This window comes from Flavobacterium anhuiense, from assembly GCF_050990855.1.
Classification (GTDB): Bacteria; Bacteroidota; Bacteroidia; order Flavobacteriales; family Flavobacteriaceae; genus Flavobacterium; species Flavobacterium anhuiense_C.
This window is the reverse complement of the sequence record NZ_CP158861.1, coordinates 898,108-915,743: the sequence shown is the minus strand read 5'-3', so window position 1 is coordinate 915,743 and position 17,636 is coordinate 898,108. Positions and strand designations below refer to the sequence as shown.

The 17,636-nt window shown below is 34.1% G+C and carries 15 protein-coding genes; 1 reads left to right on the top strand and 14 read right to left on the bottom strand.

The window, feature by feature from the left end; genetic code table 11:
* Positions 1 to 3 precede the first annotated feature (3 nt).
* From ABTV69_RS04200 to ABTV69_RS04190, 3 genes are read right to left on the bottom strand one after another with little or no spacing between them, the layout of a single operon-like run.
* Positions 4 to 2,400, bottom strand: coding sequence for a M28 family peptidase (locus ABTV69_RS04200; protein ID WP_433834422.1), 2,397 nt, complete (start codon positions 2,398 to 2,400; stop codon positions 4 to 6).
* 16 nt (positions 2,401 to 2,416) lie between these two features.
* On the bottom strand, positions 2,417 to 2,764 hold the full coding sequence (locus tag ABTV69_RS04195) for a hypothetical protein (RefSeq protein ID WP_306153792.1): 348 nt from the start codon (positions 2,762 to 2,764) through the stop codon (positions 2,417 to 2,419).
* Positions 2,761 to 4,290 carry a GNAT family N-acetyltransferase gene (locus ABTV69_RS04190; protein WP_433834421.1) on the bottom strand — a complete coding sequence of 510 codons (1,530 nt, stop codon included), beginning with the start codon at positions 4,288 to 4,290 and terminating at the stop codon, positions 2,761 to 2,763. The genes ABTV69_RS04195 and ABTV69_RS04190 overlap by 4 nt, the downstream gene beginning before the upstream one ends.
* Positions 4,291 to 4,468: 178 nt before the next feature.
* Here ABTV69_RS04190 and ABTV69_RS04185 point away from each other — a divergent pair, with 178 nt between their 5' ends.
* On the top strand, positions 4,469 to 4,792 hold the full coding sequence (locus ABTV69_RS04185; RefSeq protein WP_433834420.1) for a single-stranded DNA-binding protein: 324 nt from the start codon (positions 4,469 to 4,471) through the stop codon (positions 4,790 to 4,792).
* Positions 4,793 to 4,898: 106 nt separating this feature from the next.
* On the opposite strand, the gene ABTV69_RS04180 is transcribed toward ABTV69_RS04185, so the two are convergent.
* From ABTV69_RS04180 to metG, 11 genes are all read right to left on the bottom strand, one after another.
* Positions 4,899 to 5,591 (bottom strand): DUF2461 domain-containing protein, encoded by a 693-nt coding sequence (locus ABTV69_RS04180; protein WP_433836669.1) that lies wholly within the window; start codon positions 5,589 to 5,591, stop codon positions 4,899 to 4,901.
* Between the two features lie 83 nt (positions 5,592 to 5,674).
* Positions 5,675 to 5,860 (bottom strand): hypothetical protein, encoded by a 186-nt coding sequence (locus tag ABTV69_RS04175; protein WP_144216676.1) that lies wholly within the window; start codon positions 5,858 to 5,860, stop codon positions 5,675 to 5,677.
* A gap of 82 nt (positions 5,861 to 5,942) precedes the next feature.
* Complete coding sequence (locus ABTV69_RS04170) at positions 5,943 to 6,461, bottom strand: ferritin (protein ID WP_433834419.1); 519 nt, start codon at positions 6,459 to 6,461, stop codon at positions 5,943 to 5,945.
* Between the two features lie 96 nt (positions 6,462 to 6,557).
* A complete protein-coding gene (locus ABTV69_RS04165; protein ID WP_433834418.1) occupies positions 6,558 to 7,937 on the bottom strand; it encodes a hypothetical protein in 1,380 nt (459 codons plus the stop codon).
* 191 nt (positions 7,938 to 8,128) lie between these two features.
* Entirely contained in the window at positions 8,129 to 9,259 is a 1,131-nt protein-coding gene (locus ABTV69_RS04160) for an OmpA family protein (RefSeq protein ID WP_433834417.1), read from the bottom strand.
* A 177-nt stretch (positions 9,260 to 9,436) separates the two neighbouring features.
* Positions 9,437 to 10,735 (bottom strand): hypothetical protein, encoded by a 1,299-nt coding sequence (locus tag ABTV69_RS04155; protein WP_433834416.1) that lies wholly within the window; start codon positions 10,733 to 10,735, stop codon positions 9,437 to 9,439.
* A 128-nt stretch (positions 10,736 to 10,863) separates the two neighbouring features.
* Complete coding sequence (locus ABTV69_RS04150; RefSeq protein WP_433834415.1) at positions 10,864 to 11,493, bottom strand: CatA-like O-acetyltransferase; 630 nt, start codon at positions 11,491 to 11,493, stop codon at positions 10,864 to 10,866.
* Complete coding sequence (locus ABTV69_RS04145; protein WP_144216688.1) at positions 11,493 to 12,200, bottom strand: HAD family hydrolase; 708 nt, start codon at positions 12,198 to 12,200, stop codon at positions 11,493 to 11,495. Before ABTV69_RS04145 ends, ABTV69_RS04150 begins: the two co-directional genes overlap by 1 nt.
* A gap of 375 nt (positions 12,201 to 12,575) precedes the next feature.
* Positions 12,576 to 13,463 (bottom strand): DMT family transporter, encoded by an 888-nt coding sequence (locus tag ABTV69_RS04140; RefSeq protein ID WP_433834414.1) that lies wholly within the window; start codon positions 13,461 to 13,463, stop codon positions 12,576 to 12,578.
* Positions 13,464 to 13,597: 134 nt separating this feature from the next.
* On the bottom strand, positions 13,598 to 15,049 hold the full coding sequence (locus ABTV69_RS04135) for a hypothetical protein (protein ID WP_433834413.1): 1,452 nt from the start codon (positions 15,047 to 15,049) through the stop codon (positions 13,598 to 13,600).
* A 144-nt stretch (positions 15,050 to 15,193) separates the two neighbouring features.
* The gene (gene metG, locus ABTV69_RS04130) at positions 15,194 to 17,329 is read right to left on the bottom strand and encodes a methionine--tRNA ligase (protein WP_433834412.1); all 2,136 of its coding nucleotides are present in this window, start codon (positions 17,327 to 17,329) and stop codon (positions 15,194 to 15,196) included.
* Positions 17,330 to 17,636: the final 307 nt, after the last annotated feature.

The window sequence follows — 17,636 nt, the reverse complement described above, 5'->3', positions numbered from 1 at the left end:
TTCTTATTCTGGTTTTGCAACTGGTACTGGTTTCAAACTGTCTTTTGAAACAGCCAAACTATCAATAGGCACAACTGGTTCAATAGGTTTTACTGGCGGTACGTATCTTTTGATTTTCTGCTGAATTAAAACGGCGTCGTTCAAGACAAATGGTGTTGGCATCATCCAATCGTTTCTTGGCTTAACATTCAACAACGGATTACTCATTAAATCGAACGAACTTTCGATTAAATCCATATCAAAAACAGAAGATTTATTGATGTAGAACTCCATTTCAAGCGGTTCGTTGCCTACAACATAATAGCATAAAATTTTAGTGTCTTCTCTTTGCAGACGATTTCCTTTTTCGCCAGAAGTTGCCACTCCGTTTGCTTTAAAGTTGAAAAACGTCATTTTCGGATTTGCATAAATATCGTAGCGGTTTACTTTTCTATTTGGAGAAATTTTGATTTTTAGATATCTATTATTTCCAATTACACTGTCTCTTAGAAACTGAATGGTCGGTTTCGGAACTTCAACAACTGGAGCAATGGCACTGTAGGTAAATGTTGTATTGTATTTGCTCGTTAGCGGAAGCGTATTTAGTCCAACTGCTTTTTGATTGCTTTCGCCTAAATAAGATTTAGTCCATTCGTCTAAATTAGTGTCATAAGTAGTCCAAACGGCAGAATTGTTATCGGCATTATAAACATAAAGTAAACTGTTTGATTTGGCTTTTCCGTATTCATAACCAGAATTGTATCCTGCGTAAATGAAAAATCCAATAGAAGTAAGGAAGAAAACCACAATCCAAGCTCCTTTCTTAGCGAAAGCGCCAAATATTGGCAATAACAATCCGAATAGCAATACAGTTAGAACAGCACTTCCGTATAATATTTTAAGTCCTAAACCAATTGGGAACATCACAATAAAAGGCGCAACAATTGCTAGGGCAGGAATGGAGAATATCAAATTCATTCCTAAACTATAATGTTGTGTGAAAACAAAGATTCCGAACAATAAGATTCCGAAATAAACGGGAATGATTAAGAAACCTGCACCAGTTAGGCTATTGGCCAAAAATGCATTAATGATAATCCAAAGCAGCAAAGGCGCCACGAAATGGTTCATCGTAGTTTTGGCTTCAGAAAAATGATGATAAAAAGCAAAACAGATTGCGATACTCAAAGTAACGAAAGCGCCAATATAAGCATGTCCGTTATACGTAAATCCGTTTAAGAGATCAGAATACTGCGGATAAATTTCAAGAACCAATTTCCATCCTAAAAAGGTCACCAATCCGGCAACTATTATCGATCCTAGCAACGGAACAAATCCTTTGAAAATTTCTGTGAAAGTGATGATTCTTTTTACTTTTCCAACAAAAATGAAAATAACCAATAAACCAAGAGCAATCAATGTCATTGGCATAACCCAAGTAAAGGGATAACTTATGAAAGTAAAAGGAGCATTGAAATAAACATCGTCTGCTGTAGACTCGGTTTGGTTTAAATCAATATTGGAGAAGTATTTTAGCAAAGGCATAATGTAAGTGCCTTGATGTGCTAATGTAGTTTTGTTTAGATGCTGAACATCGTCTTGTTGTGTATGATAGTTGAAGTGACCATCGATAAAAGCAAAATTGAATCCCTGAATATTTCCTTGCTCTCTAAAAACGGTTAAATCGGTATCGTTAGGAAGCATTTTGTAAATGCTATACATCAACGAGTTTGAAACCGGGTGTGAAGGTTTAGCTTTGGTAAATTCTTTAATCAAGGCTTCGTTTCCTTTATTGGTTTCCATTAGCATGTAGCTTGGTCCAGAAGTTCCTCGAGCTTCAAAGTTTAAAACCAAACCTACGTCTTTTGCCCAAGGGTGTTTGTTTACGAATAAAGCGGCACCGTTTAATCCTAATTCTTCTGCATCAGAGAATAAAATGATAATATCGTTTTTTTGAGGATGTTTAGAATATAAAAAGGCGCGTATGCCTTCTAAAATTGTAGCGACACCAGAAGCGTCGTCACTTGCCCCTTTTGAAAAAGAGTGGGGAGCGCTGTCATAATGTGAAAGAAGTAAAAGTGCTTTTGTATTGTTTGTTCCTTTAATTCGAGCCAAAATATTTTTTGACTTCACCAAAAGACCTTTATCATTTAGAGTAAAACCTTCCTGAACACTCGTTTCTAATCCGATTCTGTTTAATTCTAATTTTAAGTAGTTAGCAACAAGCTCGTGATTTGTCGATCCAACATAGTGCGGTTTTTGCGCAATAATTTCGACCTGGTTTAAGGCTCTTTCGGTCGAAAATTCAGCAAGGGCTTCGTCGTCTTTCGAGATTCCTTGCGGCATCATCGTGGCATATATAATGCCAAGTAAAGCTAAAACGCAGACTATGGCTAGAATTGAGGTGGGGTTTTTTCTCATGGTAAATAAATACTAACTATATTTCTTTTTTAACAAGCATAAAATAATCATTGTCCAAGGAACGATAGCCTTGATCGTAAAGGAAATAATATGTGTTTCCTGTCTTGGTTTGTAAAATGTTTGTAAAGAACTCAAAATCAAAACCTTTTGTCAATAATTTATCTCGAGAAGCTTTGGATTTTCCTTCTACATTTAACTCTGCCAAAATACGGTAATTTTTACGTAACTTGTTGTTTATATTTCGCATGAAATTCGTACTATCTTTATTTATTTTGTTATTGTACGCATTTCGGCAACTATCGGAACAGAATTTCTTGTCTTCGCGACCGAAAATTTTGGCGGAGCATTCGAGGCATGTTTTCATGAATTCAATTTTTTAATTTCGTAAAGATCAGATCTTCGGTCTTTTAAGGTTTTTACACTTCCATGTTCGTGTAGTTCCTTCAATAAATTCAAATCAACATCAACAATCAAAGTCATTTCTGTATTTGGCGTGGCTTCAGCTTTGATTCCGTTACTTGGAAAAGCAAAATCTGATGGCGTAAATACGGAAGACTGCGCATATTGGATGTCCATATTATTTACTTTCGGAAGATTTCCAACGCAACCTGCTATGGCTACATAACACTCATTTTCGATCGCGCGTGCTTGCGAACAATGTTTTACACGAGTATATCCGTTTTGCGTATCAGTCAAAAACGGTACAAACAAAATATCCATTCCTTCATCTGCCAAAAGTCTCGAAAGTTCTGGAAACTCCACATCATAGCAGATTAAAATTCCGATTTTACCACAATCGGTATCAAAAGTTTTAAACTGCGATCCGCCTTTCATTCCCCAATGAATCACTTCATTTGGTGTGATATGAATTTTGGTATACATTTCTGAAGTTCCGTCTCTTTTGCATAAAAAACCAACATTATAAAGATTACCACTTTCTACATAAGGCATACTTCCAGTGATAATATTGATATTGTACGAAATAGCAAATTCTTGAAAACGTTTACGAATTGGATCTGTGTGGCGTGCCAATTCACGAATGGCTTCTGCTTCAGACAAATGATTATAATCGGCCATTAAAGGCGCGGTGAATAATTCTGGGAACAAAGCAAAATCAGAACCGTAACCCGAAACGGCGTCGATAAAAAATTCGGCTTGTTCAAAAAGCGCTTCAACATTATTCAGCGGACGCATTTGCCATTGGATTAATCCCAAACGAATGATTTCTTTTTTAAGGTTAATCAGTTTCGGACTTTCTTCATAATAAATATTATTCCACTCCAGTAAAACTGCAAATTCTTTTGATTCTTCGTCTCCTTCCAAATAATTTTTGATGATTCTCAAAACATGAAAATCATTGCTTAATTGAAAAGAAAGAACAGGATCATACAATTCTTTGGTGCGAACTTTTTCGATATACGCTTTTGGAGACATCTTTTTAGCATGTTCTCGATAATTCGGAATTCTCCCTGCAAAAACAATTGCTTTTAGATTCAATTGCTCGCAAAGTTCTTTTCTTGCATCATATAATCGGCGTCCTAAACGAAGACCTCGATAATTTGGATGGATAAAAACATCTATTCCGTATAAAATTTCTGCATTTGGATTATGAGTAGAGAAAGTGTAGTCGCCACTAATCTGCTGATAATTATGTCTTTTTTCTACTAATTTTTCGTCAACAATAAGAGATAGGGCAGAACCAACAACTTTTCCGTCAACCAAAATCACGAGTTGTCCTTCTGGGAAAATAGAAAGAAGTCTTTCTATATCATCAGATCCCCAATACGAATCGGCCATTTCTGGATACGATTCAATCATTGATTTTTTTAATTGTTTGTAATCTTCAATTTCAAGATTTCTTAACTCAACTTTTTTAATTTTTGCCTGCATATCGTAAGATTTATCTCAAATATACAAAAAACAATTTCCATTTACAAACGCTTACAAATAGTTACAGTCGATAGTAAACAGTTAATAACCGACTGTCGGCGCTAGGGTTTCGCATCTTTGCCCTGTTGAATTTGATGAACAATTCAATTTAATATATAACACTAAAATAATATACGCCATGAAAAACAGAGTACAGTTAATTGGGAATGTAGGAAACGATCCAGAAGTTAAAACATTAGAAAACGGCAGAAAGCTAGCGCACATTACAATTGCGACAAATGACTATTACAAAAATGAGAAAGGAGAAAGAGTAGAACAAACAGAATGGCACCGAGTAACGGCCTGGGGAAAAACAGCAGAACTAATTGAGAAATATGTCGTGAAAGGAAAAGAAATCGCCGTTGAAGGAAAACTGACACACCGAAGCTACGACGATAAAAACGGCGAAAAACGCTATATAACCGAAGTTGTGGTAAATGAAATTTTATTGTTGAGTAAATAATGTAGAAGCTCTGTCATAGTTTTAAACTTTGACAGAGCTAATCTCAACAGAAACCCGACAGATTTTTAAAACCTGTCGGGTTTTACTATTTTATCGAAAATGGTTTTTATAAGATTGAAACCCCATTAGCATCTGTAGTAAGCACTTCACTCATGTAATCAAAAAATGGTCTCATGTTTTTGAATGCATCCAAAGCCAGTTCTAAAAATTGCGGACTCAGTACTTCTTTATCAGTAAAACGCTTTATAACCAAAAATTGTTTGTAACGAAGCAAATCGATAGCAGGATGGTCTACCTCAAACGCTTTTGGTTTTGTTTTAAGCTGTTCGCCTTGCAATGTTCCAAAATTACTTTTAAAAGATTTTGAATTCAGTATTTTCTGAAAGGTTTCGGGATCTTGTGCAAATTCGGTTCTTATCCGTTTTAAATCTGTCGCATTTGGTCCCCAAAAACCGCCTGCGAAGAAAGTGTTTCCTTTTTCCAGATGAAAATAATAACCGCCACGTCTTGCAGCTGTTGCACGTGTGTAACTTCCGCCCCAATAATGTTTAAAAGGTGTTTTGTCTTTAGAAAAACGGATATCGCGATAGATTCTGTAAACGCTTTTTTTGCCCGAAGTGTTTTCTAATACATCCGTTTTGGAAAGTTCTTTTAATAAAGCGCCAGCAAAATTTTCAATATGATTAAGTTCTTTTAAATATTGTGGCTTATTGGCTTCAAACCATGGTTTGTTATTGTTTTCTTTTAGCTCGAGCAAAAAGTCAAGACTTGATTTGGGAATTATAATATCGTTTTTCATCATGGAAATTAAAATCAAAAGTGGACTGCAATTTAAAACTAAAAAACCCACCAGGGAAATCTGATGGGTTTTTCTATATCTTGTTAAGCCGTTTTTTTGAATAAATCAAACATAGGACAGCGTGAGCAGCGTTTCTTTTCACTTTTCTTATATTTTTCACAGCAAGAAGATTTGCAATTTTCAATCTTCTTAATTTTCTCAAGGATGACTTTATTTTTTTTGTCTTTTTTATCCTTTTTCTTGTCCTTGTCTTTTTCTTTCTTGCCCAATTTTCCTCTGTATTATAAAAACAGAGACAAATATAAATCAAAAAAGTTATTTTTAAGTATTCTAAATAAACTTTTAACTTTTTTATTTTGGATTGATTGCGATTGAACTTGTAACTGTTAATTGTTGAATATCACGGTCAAACAAATAAAGTCCGCCTTTATCATCACCAATTAAGTTAATTTTATCTAAGATAGATTTTGCTGTAGCTTCTTCTTCGATTTGTTCCGAAACATACCATTGCAAGAAATTGTGTGTAGCATAATCTCTTTCCTCAAAAGTAATATGCACCAATTCGTTGATTGATTTCGATACAAAAAGTTCGTGTTTATAAAGCTCTTCAAACATTTCTTTGAATGTAGAATAGGTTGTTTTAGGTGCTTTTAAATCTGTTACCTGAGCGTGTCCTCCGCGTTCGTTTACATACTTAACCAATTTAAGCATATGTGCACGCTCTTCATCTGACTGTGTGTACATAAATTGAGCGATTCCCTCCAATCCTTGTACTTCAGCCCAACAAGCCATAGATAGATACGTTTGCGAAGATTCTGCTTCTATGCGGATTTGCTTGTTTAAAGCTGATTCAATATTTTGTGCTAACATAATAAGTGTCTTTTTTGTAAAATTAAGAAAAATTATTCATTTCATTTTCTCAAAAGCTTGGAATCATCAGACTTTATAGATTAATTGTGGATCTAACTAATGGGAATTGATTTTTCCAAAAGTGGCAGGATTTGAGAATGTCGATTTGTTTATAATCGAATTTCTATTTTGTTCGATCATAAAACCATCTGTAAATTTTCTCATGAAGAATTGCTTGGAAGCGTCGTCGTAATAACTTAAAATACGGTCATTCTTTAATTTTAAAACATCGTATAAGGTTATTTTTTTATTGGCACGCAAAAAGTAAAACACGTTGTCAATTGCCAATGGTTCTGATTGTTTATCGCTTGCAAAATCGAAATTTTCATTTAGCATCGCATCAAAAAAGACCATTTTGCTTACCGAATAATATTCTCGAACGCCAAACTCTTCGGGAGAGTCAGATCTGAAATAGTAATCTAGAGATTCTCCAAAACCACTAAAAGTGATAAAAGTATTTTTTTTGTTTTTAAGTATAGAAATACCAGCAGTAAGTCCGTCCAAATCTTTAAGAAATTTTGCGGTCGTTTTTAATTGTTGAGGTTTCTTGTTGTTTGTCTGAACAAAGAAAGGCGAGCTTTTAAACGGAATGCTATCATTTTTTGAAAAAGAAAACTTTTTAATAGTCGTTTTATAGTCAAAATCTTTTACTTCAAATAGCAGCTCATCTTTATTGGCTGCAACTTGAAATAGTTTATTATCGTTATAAAATGAATTAGCAGTTCGTAAAGGACTTTTGGAAACCGGATGATTAAAAATTCTGTCTTTCATGGTGCCAGTTTTCAGATCAACCTCAAAAACCAATGTTCGTTCTACACGATCATCAAATGTCAAAATAAGATGGTCATCTACCACATAGCATTTGCTGATTTGTGATGCAAGGTCAATAGGATTAAAACTATCCGATTCCATTTTTTTTATGGGAAAGTATTGGATAAGGGCATTGAAAGAAATAGTTACATTCTGTTTGTTTTTAAATGTGAACGGAGAAAAATCAAGCATTTTAATTTCACATTTTTTATTTTCAAACCTGTAAAGTAGAAGATGCTCAAATTCTTTCTCTTTGGCAAGAATATAAAAGACGTTATGCTCTTGAAAAGTGTTTATAATATGATCGTGATTTTTAGGAAAATCAAAATTTAAGGATTTGGATGTTTTATAATCTAGATCGTAAGTCGTAATGAGAACATTTTTATTGTTTCCAGAAATCCAATATAGCGTAGGTTTTTGATCTGTATTAACAGTCGCGCCGATTAAATTCCGATTTGCTTCCATTTTTATGTAATCTGTAAACTGATTGGCTAGAAATAAAGACTTATTGTATTTCAGAATATTTATGTTTTGGTCGTCCCAAGCAAAAGCATAAATGTCTTTGGTTTTTTCGTCTTCAAGGTTAAAAATTTGAGTTTTTGCTAAATTATTTAGATGTAATGGCAAAGAATTTAAGACTGTTTGAGCAAACAGAACTGTTTGACAAAGCAAGAGCGAAAGTAGTAGCCGTTTTTTCATAAATGAATTTTAATCAAATTTTATTCCAATTTTTATTACATATTACTATCGGCCTAATTTGGATAATAAGAAAAGCCCTTAAATTTATTTAAGGGCTTTTGAATTAAATAGTAAAGAAACTATTTTACAATAAAGGTAACTCTTCTTGCTAATCTTCTAGCTTCGTCAGAATCTTTTTGGATTGAGGTGTCGGCACCATTCGCGATAACATTTAAACGGGAAGAATCGATTCCTGCTTTTTCAAAAATCGTTTTTACGTTTTCTGCTCTGGTATTAGATAGTTTTTCGTTATAAGCTGCTTTACCAACTTGGTCGGCATAACCGATAAGATCAAGAGAAGCAGAAGGATTTTTTCTTAAGTAATTTAAAACTACATCAATTGCCGCTGTTGAGTTTTCTATTGGCGTCGTTTTATTAAAATCAAAATACACGCTATAATATTTGTCATTAATCATTTTTTTGATCAAATCATTATCAGTTGGCTGTGCATTACTAATTTGTTTTTCAATAACAACTTCTTTTTGTGCTGGAATTTTCTTGATTTGAGCTTCAAGATCTGAAACTTTATTCTCTAAGAATGAAATGTCATTAGTTTCGTTAGAAATTACTGTCCAGTCTGCATGTTTTGTGTTTTTGCCTAAATAAACGTTTAAACCAACAGTTCCATTAAAAACCAATCCGGAAAAACCTCTATTGTCAGAAACGTATGCTCCGTCAAAAGTGCGGTCTTGAGATGCATTTAAAATAGTAGAAAAGTCACCGGTTAAAGCCACTCTGTTCGATAATTTAATTTGTCCCGTTACACCAGCAATAAAGTTGCCTATTTCATCTGCTCCCTTAAAATTATCATTTCGTAATTGAGCATAACCAAACCCCGCATGTCCTAATAAACCAATAGTATTTGTCCACGTTTCAAAATTCATGATTCGACCTAAATTGGCAACAGCTTGCAGATCTATTCTATAGTATTTTGAATCAAAATCGATGGTGTTTCCTTTTGAAGTAAAACTATTGTATCCAAAATCGACTTTCAAACCAAATTTATTGTTTAACATATAACGAACACCTAAATCACCAGTCCAAGGACTTATTGTGTTTGTAGAATATCCATCACTAAAAGGGCGTTGTGGCTTATTAAAACCTGCGCCTAAATCTATAGACCATTTGTTGTATCCGTTACTGTTTTCTGTTTGCGCATGTACTCCAGTTAACGCTAGGGCAAATGCAAGAGTCATTACAATTTTTTTCATTGTTTTTCAATTTTAAATTTTGCCCAAAACAACAAAAAAGTGTAAGTAAAAACTTTCTTTAAAAGACAGAAAAGTATTAAAATAAGATCATTTTTTTTAAAATCTAAAGAGCAAAAAAAGAAACCAAAATGAAAATAGATTTAAAGTTTTTAGGGTAAGTTATTTGTAGCGAGTTTGTTAGTTGAATCCATCAGTGAATTTTCGTAATACAAGCTCCTTTGCAACAATATCATAATAACTTAGAAGTATATAGTTATTTAGTTTAAGGGTATTGTTAAGAACGGCTTCTTTATGGGAATCTAAAAAGAAAAATACTTTATCGCTTGCAAAAGGTTCGTGTATTTCTTTTGTTAATTCTAATTTTTTTGTCCAGATGCTTTCTAAAAAGACAGAATAATTGGTTTCAATATTGTAATAATTGTTTGAAGGAAAATCTCCAAAAGGATCGCTAAAATTAAAACCGTTCATAGAGATGGATTTTAAATCGCTGCCCGTTCCTCCTAAAGTTATAAAAAGATTTTGACTGTTTTTATAAACAGAAAGTCCAGCATCGAGAGACGATAAAGTTTTTAAAAATTTTGCTGTATTCTTTAATTTTCGAGGCTCGCGATCTTCAATCTGCATCAGTAAAGGCGAATTGGCAAAGCGAATCGTGTCATTTTTTGAAACAATAAAATTTTTTATCAAATCGCCAGATTCATAATTTTTAATGTCAAATAAAAGTTCGTCGGCGTTTACATTGATTTGATACAATTTGTTTTCGTGGTAAAAGGAATTAGACGTTTTTGGATTTTTGGCTCCAACAGGTTTCATAAATGTCTTTTCTTTTACTTCCAGGCTTTCTAAATCAATATCAAAAAGTTGTGTTTTTCTAAAGCTTTGATCCAAAGTTAGAATCAAACGGTTCGGAAGCGTGTAGAGTTTGCTCTTGGATGTAACCTTATACAACGGATTGTATTCGCCAGAATCCATTTTCTCAATCGGATTTTCATTCAAAATCTGACTGAATGTTTTAGGTTGGGTTTTTCGATCTATAAATTTGAAAGAGCTAAAGTCGAGAAACTTTTCTTGAGCCATTCCATTTTTAAAGATAAAAACCGTTAATGCCTCCTTTGTCTTTTCTTTCATCAACAAATAAAAATTGTTGTCTTTCTGATAAGTCGTTACAATTGATTTGTCGTCGAGCGGAATCTGAAATTTGAGCGCTTTTGAAGTTTTATTTTCGAGATAATATTTAATTAGAATGATTGCTTTTTCTTCTCGCGAAAACCAGTATAAAGTAGGATTTCCGTCTTCGCTGAAACTATAGCCCATCAAAGATTTGTTTTCTGTATACTGGCGGTTGGTTACAAATTTCTCTCTTAAAAATATAGCGCTGTTGTATTTTAATATCGAGAGGCTATCTGCGCTGGCAGCAAAAACAAAGACATCATGGGTAACCGTATTTTCTCCAGTCATAATTTGTGACTGTGTCATTTTGTTTTTTAAATCAATTGTATAAGAATTTAGTACTGTTTGACTTAACAAAACAGTATTAGGAATTAAAAACAAAAAAAGAAAAATCTGTTTCATGTGTTTTAGGGCGCAAAAATTATTCCGTTTATTTATTGATTCATAAGCTCTTGAAAAAAATCTACAAACTGACCAACATGCATGCCATCCATTAAACCATGATGTACATAAACTGCCATTGACATGGTTCTTTTTCCAGTTTCAGAAACCATCATTTTTCCAAAAGAAATTTTCGGACAGCTGTCCGGATAGGTGAAACTGCGCGCATGGGTTATGGAACTAAAATTCAACCACGGAATTGCCGAGAAATGAATCAGATTATCATCATCAAAAGATCTGGTGAAAAGTCCGGCTGTGTTTTGAATGCGTTCAATTTCAGTTAATGCAATTTGTTCAAATGTTTTAAAATCGGGATGATATTCGATTAAAGAAAACCCAAAAGTGCCATCTTCACGGCCAATCGTTGCCGATGCATCAACGCGATCGTTAATGTAAATCTGGTTTTCTGAAATTCGATATCTAAAATTTTCAATAGCATTCACTGCTACCAAAGTTTTATGCAAATAGAAAATGAAAAAAGAAGCATTCAAGCTTTTTGTCGTTTGATACGCTTTGGTGCAGTCGATTTCTACTGTGATACCAAAAAAAGGTTCTTCCATTTGTTTAAAATGGGCAAAATGCTCTTTTCTATTCCAATTTTCTAGATCTAAAAGTGTTTTCATTATAATAAATTCGGAACAACCTCTGCAATAGTTTCAAAAGAACTAAAATGTTCGTGTTCGATAGTATGATTAATTTTTTCGTGTTCCCAAGTCGTGTGAAACGGAATGTGAACGGCATAACCGCCAATTCCTAAAACGGGAAGAACATCTGATTTTAATGAGTTTCCGATCATCAAAAATTCATGCGCTTGAATATCTAAACGGCCAAGTAATTTTTGATAATCTATTTCTTGTTTGTCTGACATTACTTCGATGTGGTGAAAATAATGTCCTAAACCAGAACGATGCAATTTGCTGTGCTGGTCTTTTAAATCGCCTTTTGTAGCAACAACCAATTTGTATTTTCCTTTTAAAGCTTCAAGCGTTTCTTCGATTCCGTCCAGAAGTTCGATTGGTTTTTCAAGCAGTTCTTTTCCGTATTGAATGATTTTTTCGATCACTTCAACAGGGATGGTATTGTTTGAAATGTTCATCGCAGCTTCAATCATCGAAAGAATGTAACCTTTAATTCCGTAACCGTACAAAGGCAGATTGGCAATTTCGATTTTAAATAATTCCTGCGAAATACCTTGATGCGAAAGGTAATCTTCCATCAAAGCGCAAAATTTATGTTCGGTTTCTTGAAAGTAAGGTTCGTTTACAAACAAAGTGTCGTCGGCATCAAAGGCGATTACTTTTAAGTTTGGTATTTTAGTTTTATGTAACATGATGTTTTTGTTTCAAGTTTTAGGTTTTCTTTGTTTCAAGTTTTTTAGCCATGACTCGAGCGATAGCGAAGAGGCGCAGCAATTCACGAATTTTTAATTTGTGATAGCTAATGAGATAAATTATTTTGAAATTTGGAGAAGTAATTTCACGAATTTACGGTAATTTTTTTTAGCCACAGATTAAAAAGATTTTAAGGATTTTTTTAAATTAAAATCTGCTCAATCTGCATCCCGATAGCGATCGGGAGCGGGAAACTTTTTTTAGCCACAAATTACACAAATTGCGCAAATTTTTTAGCCACAGACTAAAAGATTATTTATGTTTTAATAAATAAATCTGCTCAATCTGCATAATCTGCGAGAGACTTTCCAATCTCAATCTTTAGAAAATAGCCTTTTCAAAGAAATAGTCTTATCGTAAAAAGTAATTCGGATTCCGAAAAGCAGAATGATTCCGCCCAAAACCATCTGTAAAGTTATTTTTTCTTCTAAAAACAACCAAGCTAAAATGGAGGTAATTACCGCCTGACTTAATAAACTCAGCGAAACTCTAGTCGCACGCATGTGTTGCGTAGCATAACTGATCGAAAGCCAAGCACACAATTGACAAATTACAGCTTGAAGCACTAAAACAAACCAGCCAGTATTTGAAAATCCTGTGAAAGGTTCGTTTAGCGAATAGCATAAAATGCCCAAATAAATGCTCGAAGCCATTAAACTGATCGTCATAAACGAAAGAACATCAACCGTCGTAAGTACATTTTTGCTGACCAAAAGATAAATGGAATATAAGATCCCCGATAAAACCGCAAATAAGAATGCCTGATCGAAGTTTAAATCGATAAAAAACTCAAAACCAACCAAAGTGATCATTCCGAAAAGTGAAACTACAGTTCCGATCCAAAAATTAGTAGCTGGACGAACTTTCAAAAAGAAAAAAGAACCAACTCCAACCCAAACAGGAGATAAATTCGTCAGAAGCGAAGCCTGAGTCGCGCTTGATTCCTGAATGGCGATATTCCAAACAGCAACATCTGACGCAAATAAAACGCCGCAGAGTGCTGCCAAAAGAGCAAATTTTAAAGGAGGAAATTTAAAATTTCCGCTGAAAAGAACATAAGGCAGCAGCAGAACGACAGCGAAAAACATTCGGTAAAAAGCCGAAATTAATCCTGGAGTCAAACGTAATTTTACCAATATTGGAAAAATCGAAATGCAAAGTATACCGCAGATTAGTGCTAATCTTGGTTTGGTGAGTTTCATTTAGTGTATTTTATTCCTGTATTATTTGTCAAAGATAATCTACAAAAGCCAATAGTTTGAAAGCAAAAAGCGCGAATTGGTTAAAAATTAACTATTCACGCTTTTGGATGTTTTGAAACTTTACGATTACAAAATTAATCTGCAAATTTTCTGATCGTATATTCTTTGGTTTTATTATCGTAATATCCTAAATAATAGACCGCTTCCATATTGAATAAAGTTTGAGAAGACACATCTTTATGATCATCAAAAAAGGTTCGGATTTTATCAAAAGCCAACGGTTTCAAATCGCCTTTTATATGATTGTCCTGACTGTCAAAGAGACCTTCAATTTTCACTACTTTTCTGTTAGCGTAAGCGTTAAAATTATCCATAGTCGGACTAAAGAAAGCAGCGCCAACCAAAGCTCCAATTAATCCAAATTGATTGGCAACAACTTGTCCTCCAGATTGTCCAGTTGCTGAAATTCCGCCAAAGGTAATCAGTGTATTATCGCCGATATGATAACAAGAAAGCCCCGCATTTAAATTGATAATTTTTCGCAAAAATTGAGAGCTGTTTGTTAATGTTCTTTTTCCGCCAAAATCGCCTCCTTCCTGATAGATATCAGAGTTTTTGAAATCAATAGGGGCATCAGATGTTGCTGTAAATTCTTTTAATGTATTGTCTTCTAAATCTTTTACAGTGAAGAAAAATTGATCTTCAGAAGATTTTAAGATGTAAAATTTATTGTCAAAATAAAATGAATTTGAAGTTATAGGAATTTTGTATCCTGAGGTCGTAACATTAGAAATACCTGGAGAACGAATTATCTTTTCGGATGCCGAAAATTTCTCTAAATCAATTACAATCGCTTGCGTGTAATCTGGATTGGTGTCAATGGTTATTACAAGCGTTTTATTATTAAAATAGCATTTTCTTTTTCTCGCCGCATCTGTTAACGAAGTCGGATTGTCTACATTGATATTTTTTATAGAAAAAGGTGCTTCAAACGGAAGTAGATTTTCGCCTAAAATTCCGTAAATATCAGATTTTGTATAATTTGATTTGAAGAAATGAAACGCATCTAAATTGAAAACTTTTGCAGAATAAATGCCATTTTTATCAAACATATGCAGTTTTAAAGAATTCCCTTTTTTAAGGACAGTTAAAATGTAAAACTTCTCACTCTCGCTGAATTTCTGCAAGATTTTTTCTTCTTTAAGCGCAAGAGTATATTCTTGTGTGGTAACTTTTTGATTTGAAACATCATATAATTGAGCAAGAATGTTTTCGTAATCGCTAGAGGCCCAGAACAAACGTGGACTGTTGTTGCTGCTGTTATAGCCAATCATCATGTCGTATTTTTTAGTATCTGGTCTTTGAGCAGAAATACTATCAACTATTTTCATATTTCCATCAAGATGAATCGCTTTTACTTTTATTTTATCGCTCACAAATAAAGTAACGTCTTTCTTTTCGTTATTTACAACCTGAAAAATATCACGATTTTTTTTTAATTCGATTGGTACCGAGTTTACAACTTCTTGCGAAAAAGAGGTAAAAACACTCAATAATAAGCAAAAGCCAAATATTTTTTTCTTCATAATGACGGATGGTTTGGTTAGATAATTTTTTGGCTAATATCTTAATTTTTTTAATAGGAATGATAACAGTAATTTTTAAAATGTAAAAGCGTGAATCAGTTATTTCTAACCAATTCACGCTTTTTATATATACGTTTAAAAAACTTAGTTCACAGTTGCCCCATTTGGTGCATCAGCATCTGGATTTACGAAAACTAATTTTCCTTCTGCATTCGTTGTCATCAAGATCATTCCTTGACTTTCAACACCGCGTAAAGCTCTTGGAGCTAAATTCGCTAATACAGAAACACGTTTTCCGATAATTTCTTCTGGAGAAAAACTTTCAGCAATTCCTGAAACAATTGTACGAACATCGATTCCTGTATCTACTTTCAAAACTAAAAGTTTGTTTGCTTTTGGCATTTTTTCAGCTTCTAAAATAGTTCCGATACGAATATCCATTTTCGCGAAATCCTCAAACTGAATTAAATCTTTTTGTGGTTCAGCTTGTTTGTTTTCAGCCAAATTAGCTGTTTTTGTTGCTTCCAATTTATCTATTTGTTTTTGTATTTCTTCGTCTTCGATTTTAGCGAAAAGCAATTCTGCTTCACCAATTTTATGTCCAGCAGGAATTAAATCTGAATGCTCAGAAATATCATTCCAACCTAATGTTTTATCCAAAACAACATCTGTAGCTCCAGGATGATTTTCTTTCAAGAACTTGCTAAATCCTTTAAAGTGTTCTTTTAAGTCACCTAAGTTTAAGATTTTTGACAGTTTAGCCGCTGTAAAAGGTAAAAATGGCTCAGCCAAAACGCTCAACGCAGCAGCGATTTGCAACGCTACATACATTTGAGTTTTTACACGCTCTGGATTGTCTTTCATCACTTTCCAAGGCTCTTCGTCTGCTAAATATTTATTTCCTAAACGAGCCACATTCATCAATTCGCCCAAAGCTTCACGGAATCTGTAACGCTCAACTGAACTTGAAATCACAGCTGGATACGCTTTTAATTCAGCTAAAGTTGCTTCGTCAATTTCTGTAAATTCGTTTGGAGTCGGGATAACGCCGTCGTAATATTTGTTGGTTAAAACTACCACACGATTTACGAAGTTTCCGAAAACGGCAACCAATTCGTTGTTATTTCTAGCTTGGAAATCTTTCCAAGTAAAGTCGTTATCTTTTGTTTCAGGCGCGTTAGATGTTAAAGCGTAACGCAAAACATCTTGCTTATCTGGAAACTCTTCTAAATATTCGTGCAACCAAACCGCCCAGTTTTTTGAAGTTGAAAGTTTATTTCCTTCCAAATTCAAGAACTCGTTTGCAGGAACGTTGTCTGGTAAAATATAGCTTCCTTCTGCTTTTAACATCGCTGGGAAAATGATACAATGGAAAACAATATTGTCTTTCCCGATAAAGTGAACCAATTTCGTTTCTTCATCTTTCCAGTATGGTTCCCAATCTTTTCCTTCGCGCGCTGCCCATTCTTTTGTAGAAGAAATGTACCCAATTGGCGCATCAAACCAAACGTAAAGTTTTTTGCCTTCAGCACCTTCAACAGGAACATCAATTCCCCAATCAAGGTCACGAGTTACCGCACGAGGTTCTAATCCTGCATCGATCCAAGATTTTACTTGTCCGTAAACATTGGTTTTCCAGTCACTTTTATGGCCTTCTAAAATCCATTTAGTTAAGAAATCTGTATATCTGTCTAAAGGTAAAAACCAGTGTTTTGTTTCTTTAAGAATTGGAGTTTCTCCAGTAATAGTCGATTTTGGATTGATCAAATCAGTCGCGTTCAAGGTAGATCCACATTTTTCGCACTGATCTCCGTAAGCTTCTGGATTATCACATTTCGGACAAGTTCCTACAACAAAACGATCTGCCAAAAACTGATTTGCTTTTGCATCGTATAATTGTTCGGTTACTTCTTCGATAAAATCGCCCTTATCATATAATGTTCTAAAGAATTCCGAAGCCGTATCGTGATGAATTTTTGCCGAAGTTCTTGAATAATTGTTGAATGAAATTCCGAAATCTGAGAACGATTTGCGAATAATTCCATCATATTTATCAATAACTTCCTGTGGTGTAACTCCTTCTTTTTTGGCTTTCATAGAGATTGCAACTCCGTGTTCATCGCTTCCGCAAATAAATGCTACATCTTTTCCTTGCAATCTTAAATATCTTGAATATATATCTGCAGGCACATAAACTCCCGCCAAGTGACCAATATGAATAGGTCCGTTGGTGTAAGGTAATGCCGCCGTGATCGTATATCTCTTTGGATTCTGTGTCATTAATATGAATTTTAGAGTGCAAAAATAAGCAATAGAATTGAGATTTTGTTATTACGCAGAGATTCACAAAGAAAAAGCGCAGAGATTCGCAAAGATTTTTTTGAATTTGGTTCTCGCAAAGTCGCAGAGGCGCAAAGTTTTTTGTTTTAAGATAAGAATAAATCGCACTGTTTGTTATCCGTCATCAAAATTGCCAATCTTTATAGAGTTGCGTGTGCGATCCTTCGTTCCTCAGGATGACAAACTAGAAGAATAATACTTTGCGACTTCGCGTCTTTGCGAGAACTATAAAAAAACTTTGCGCATC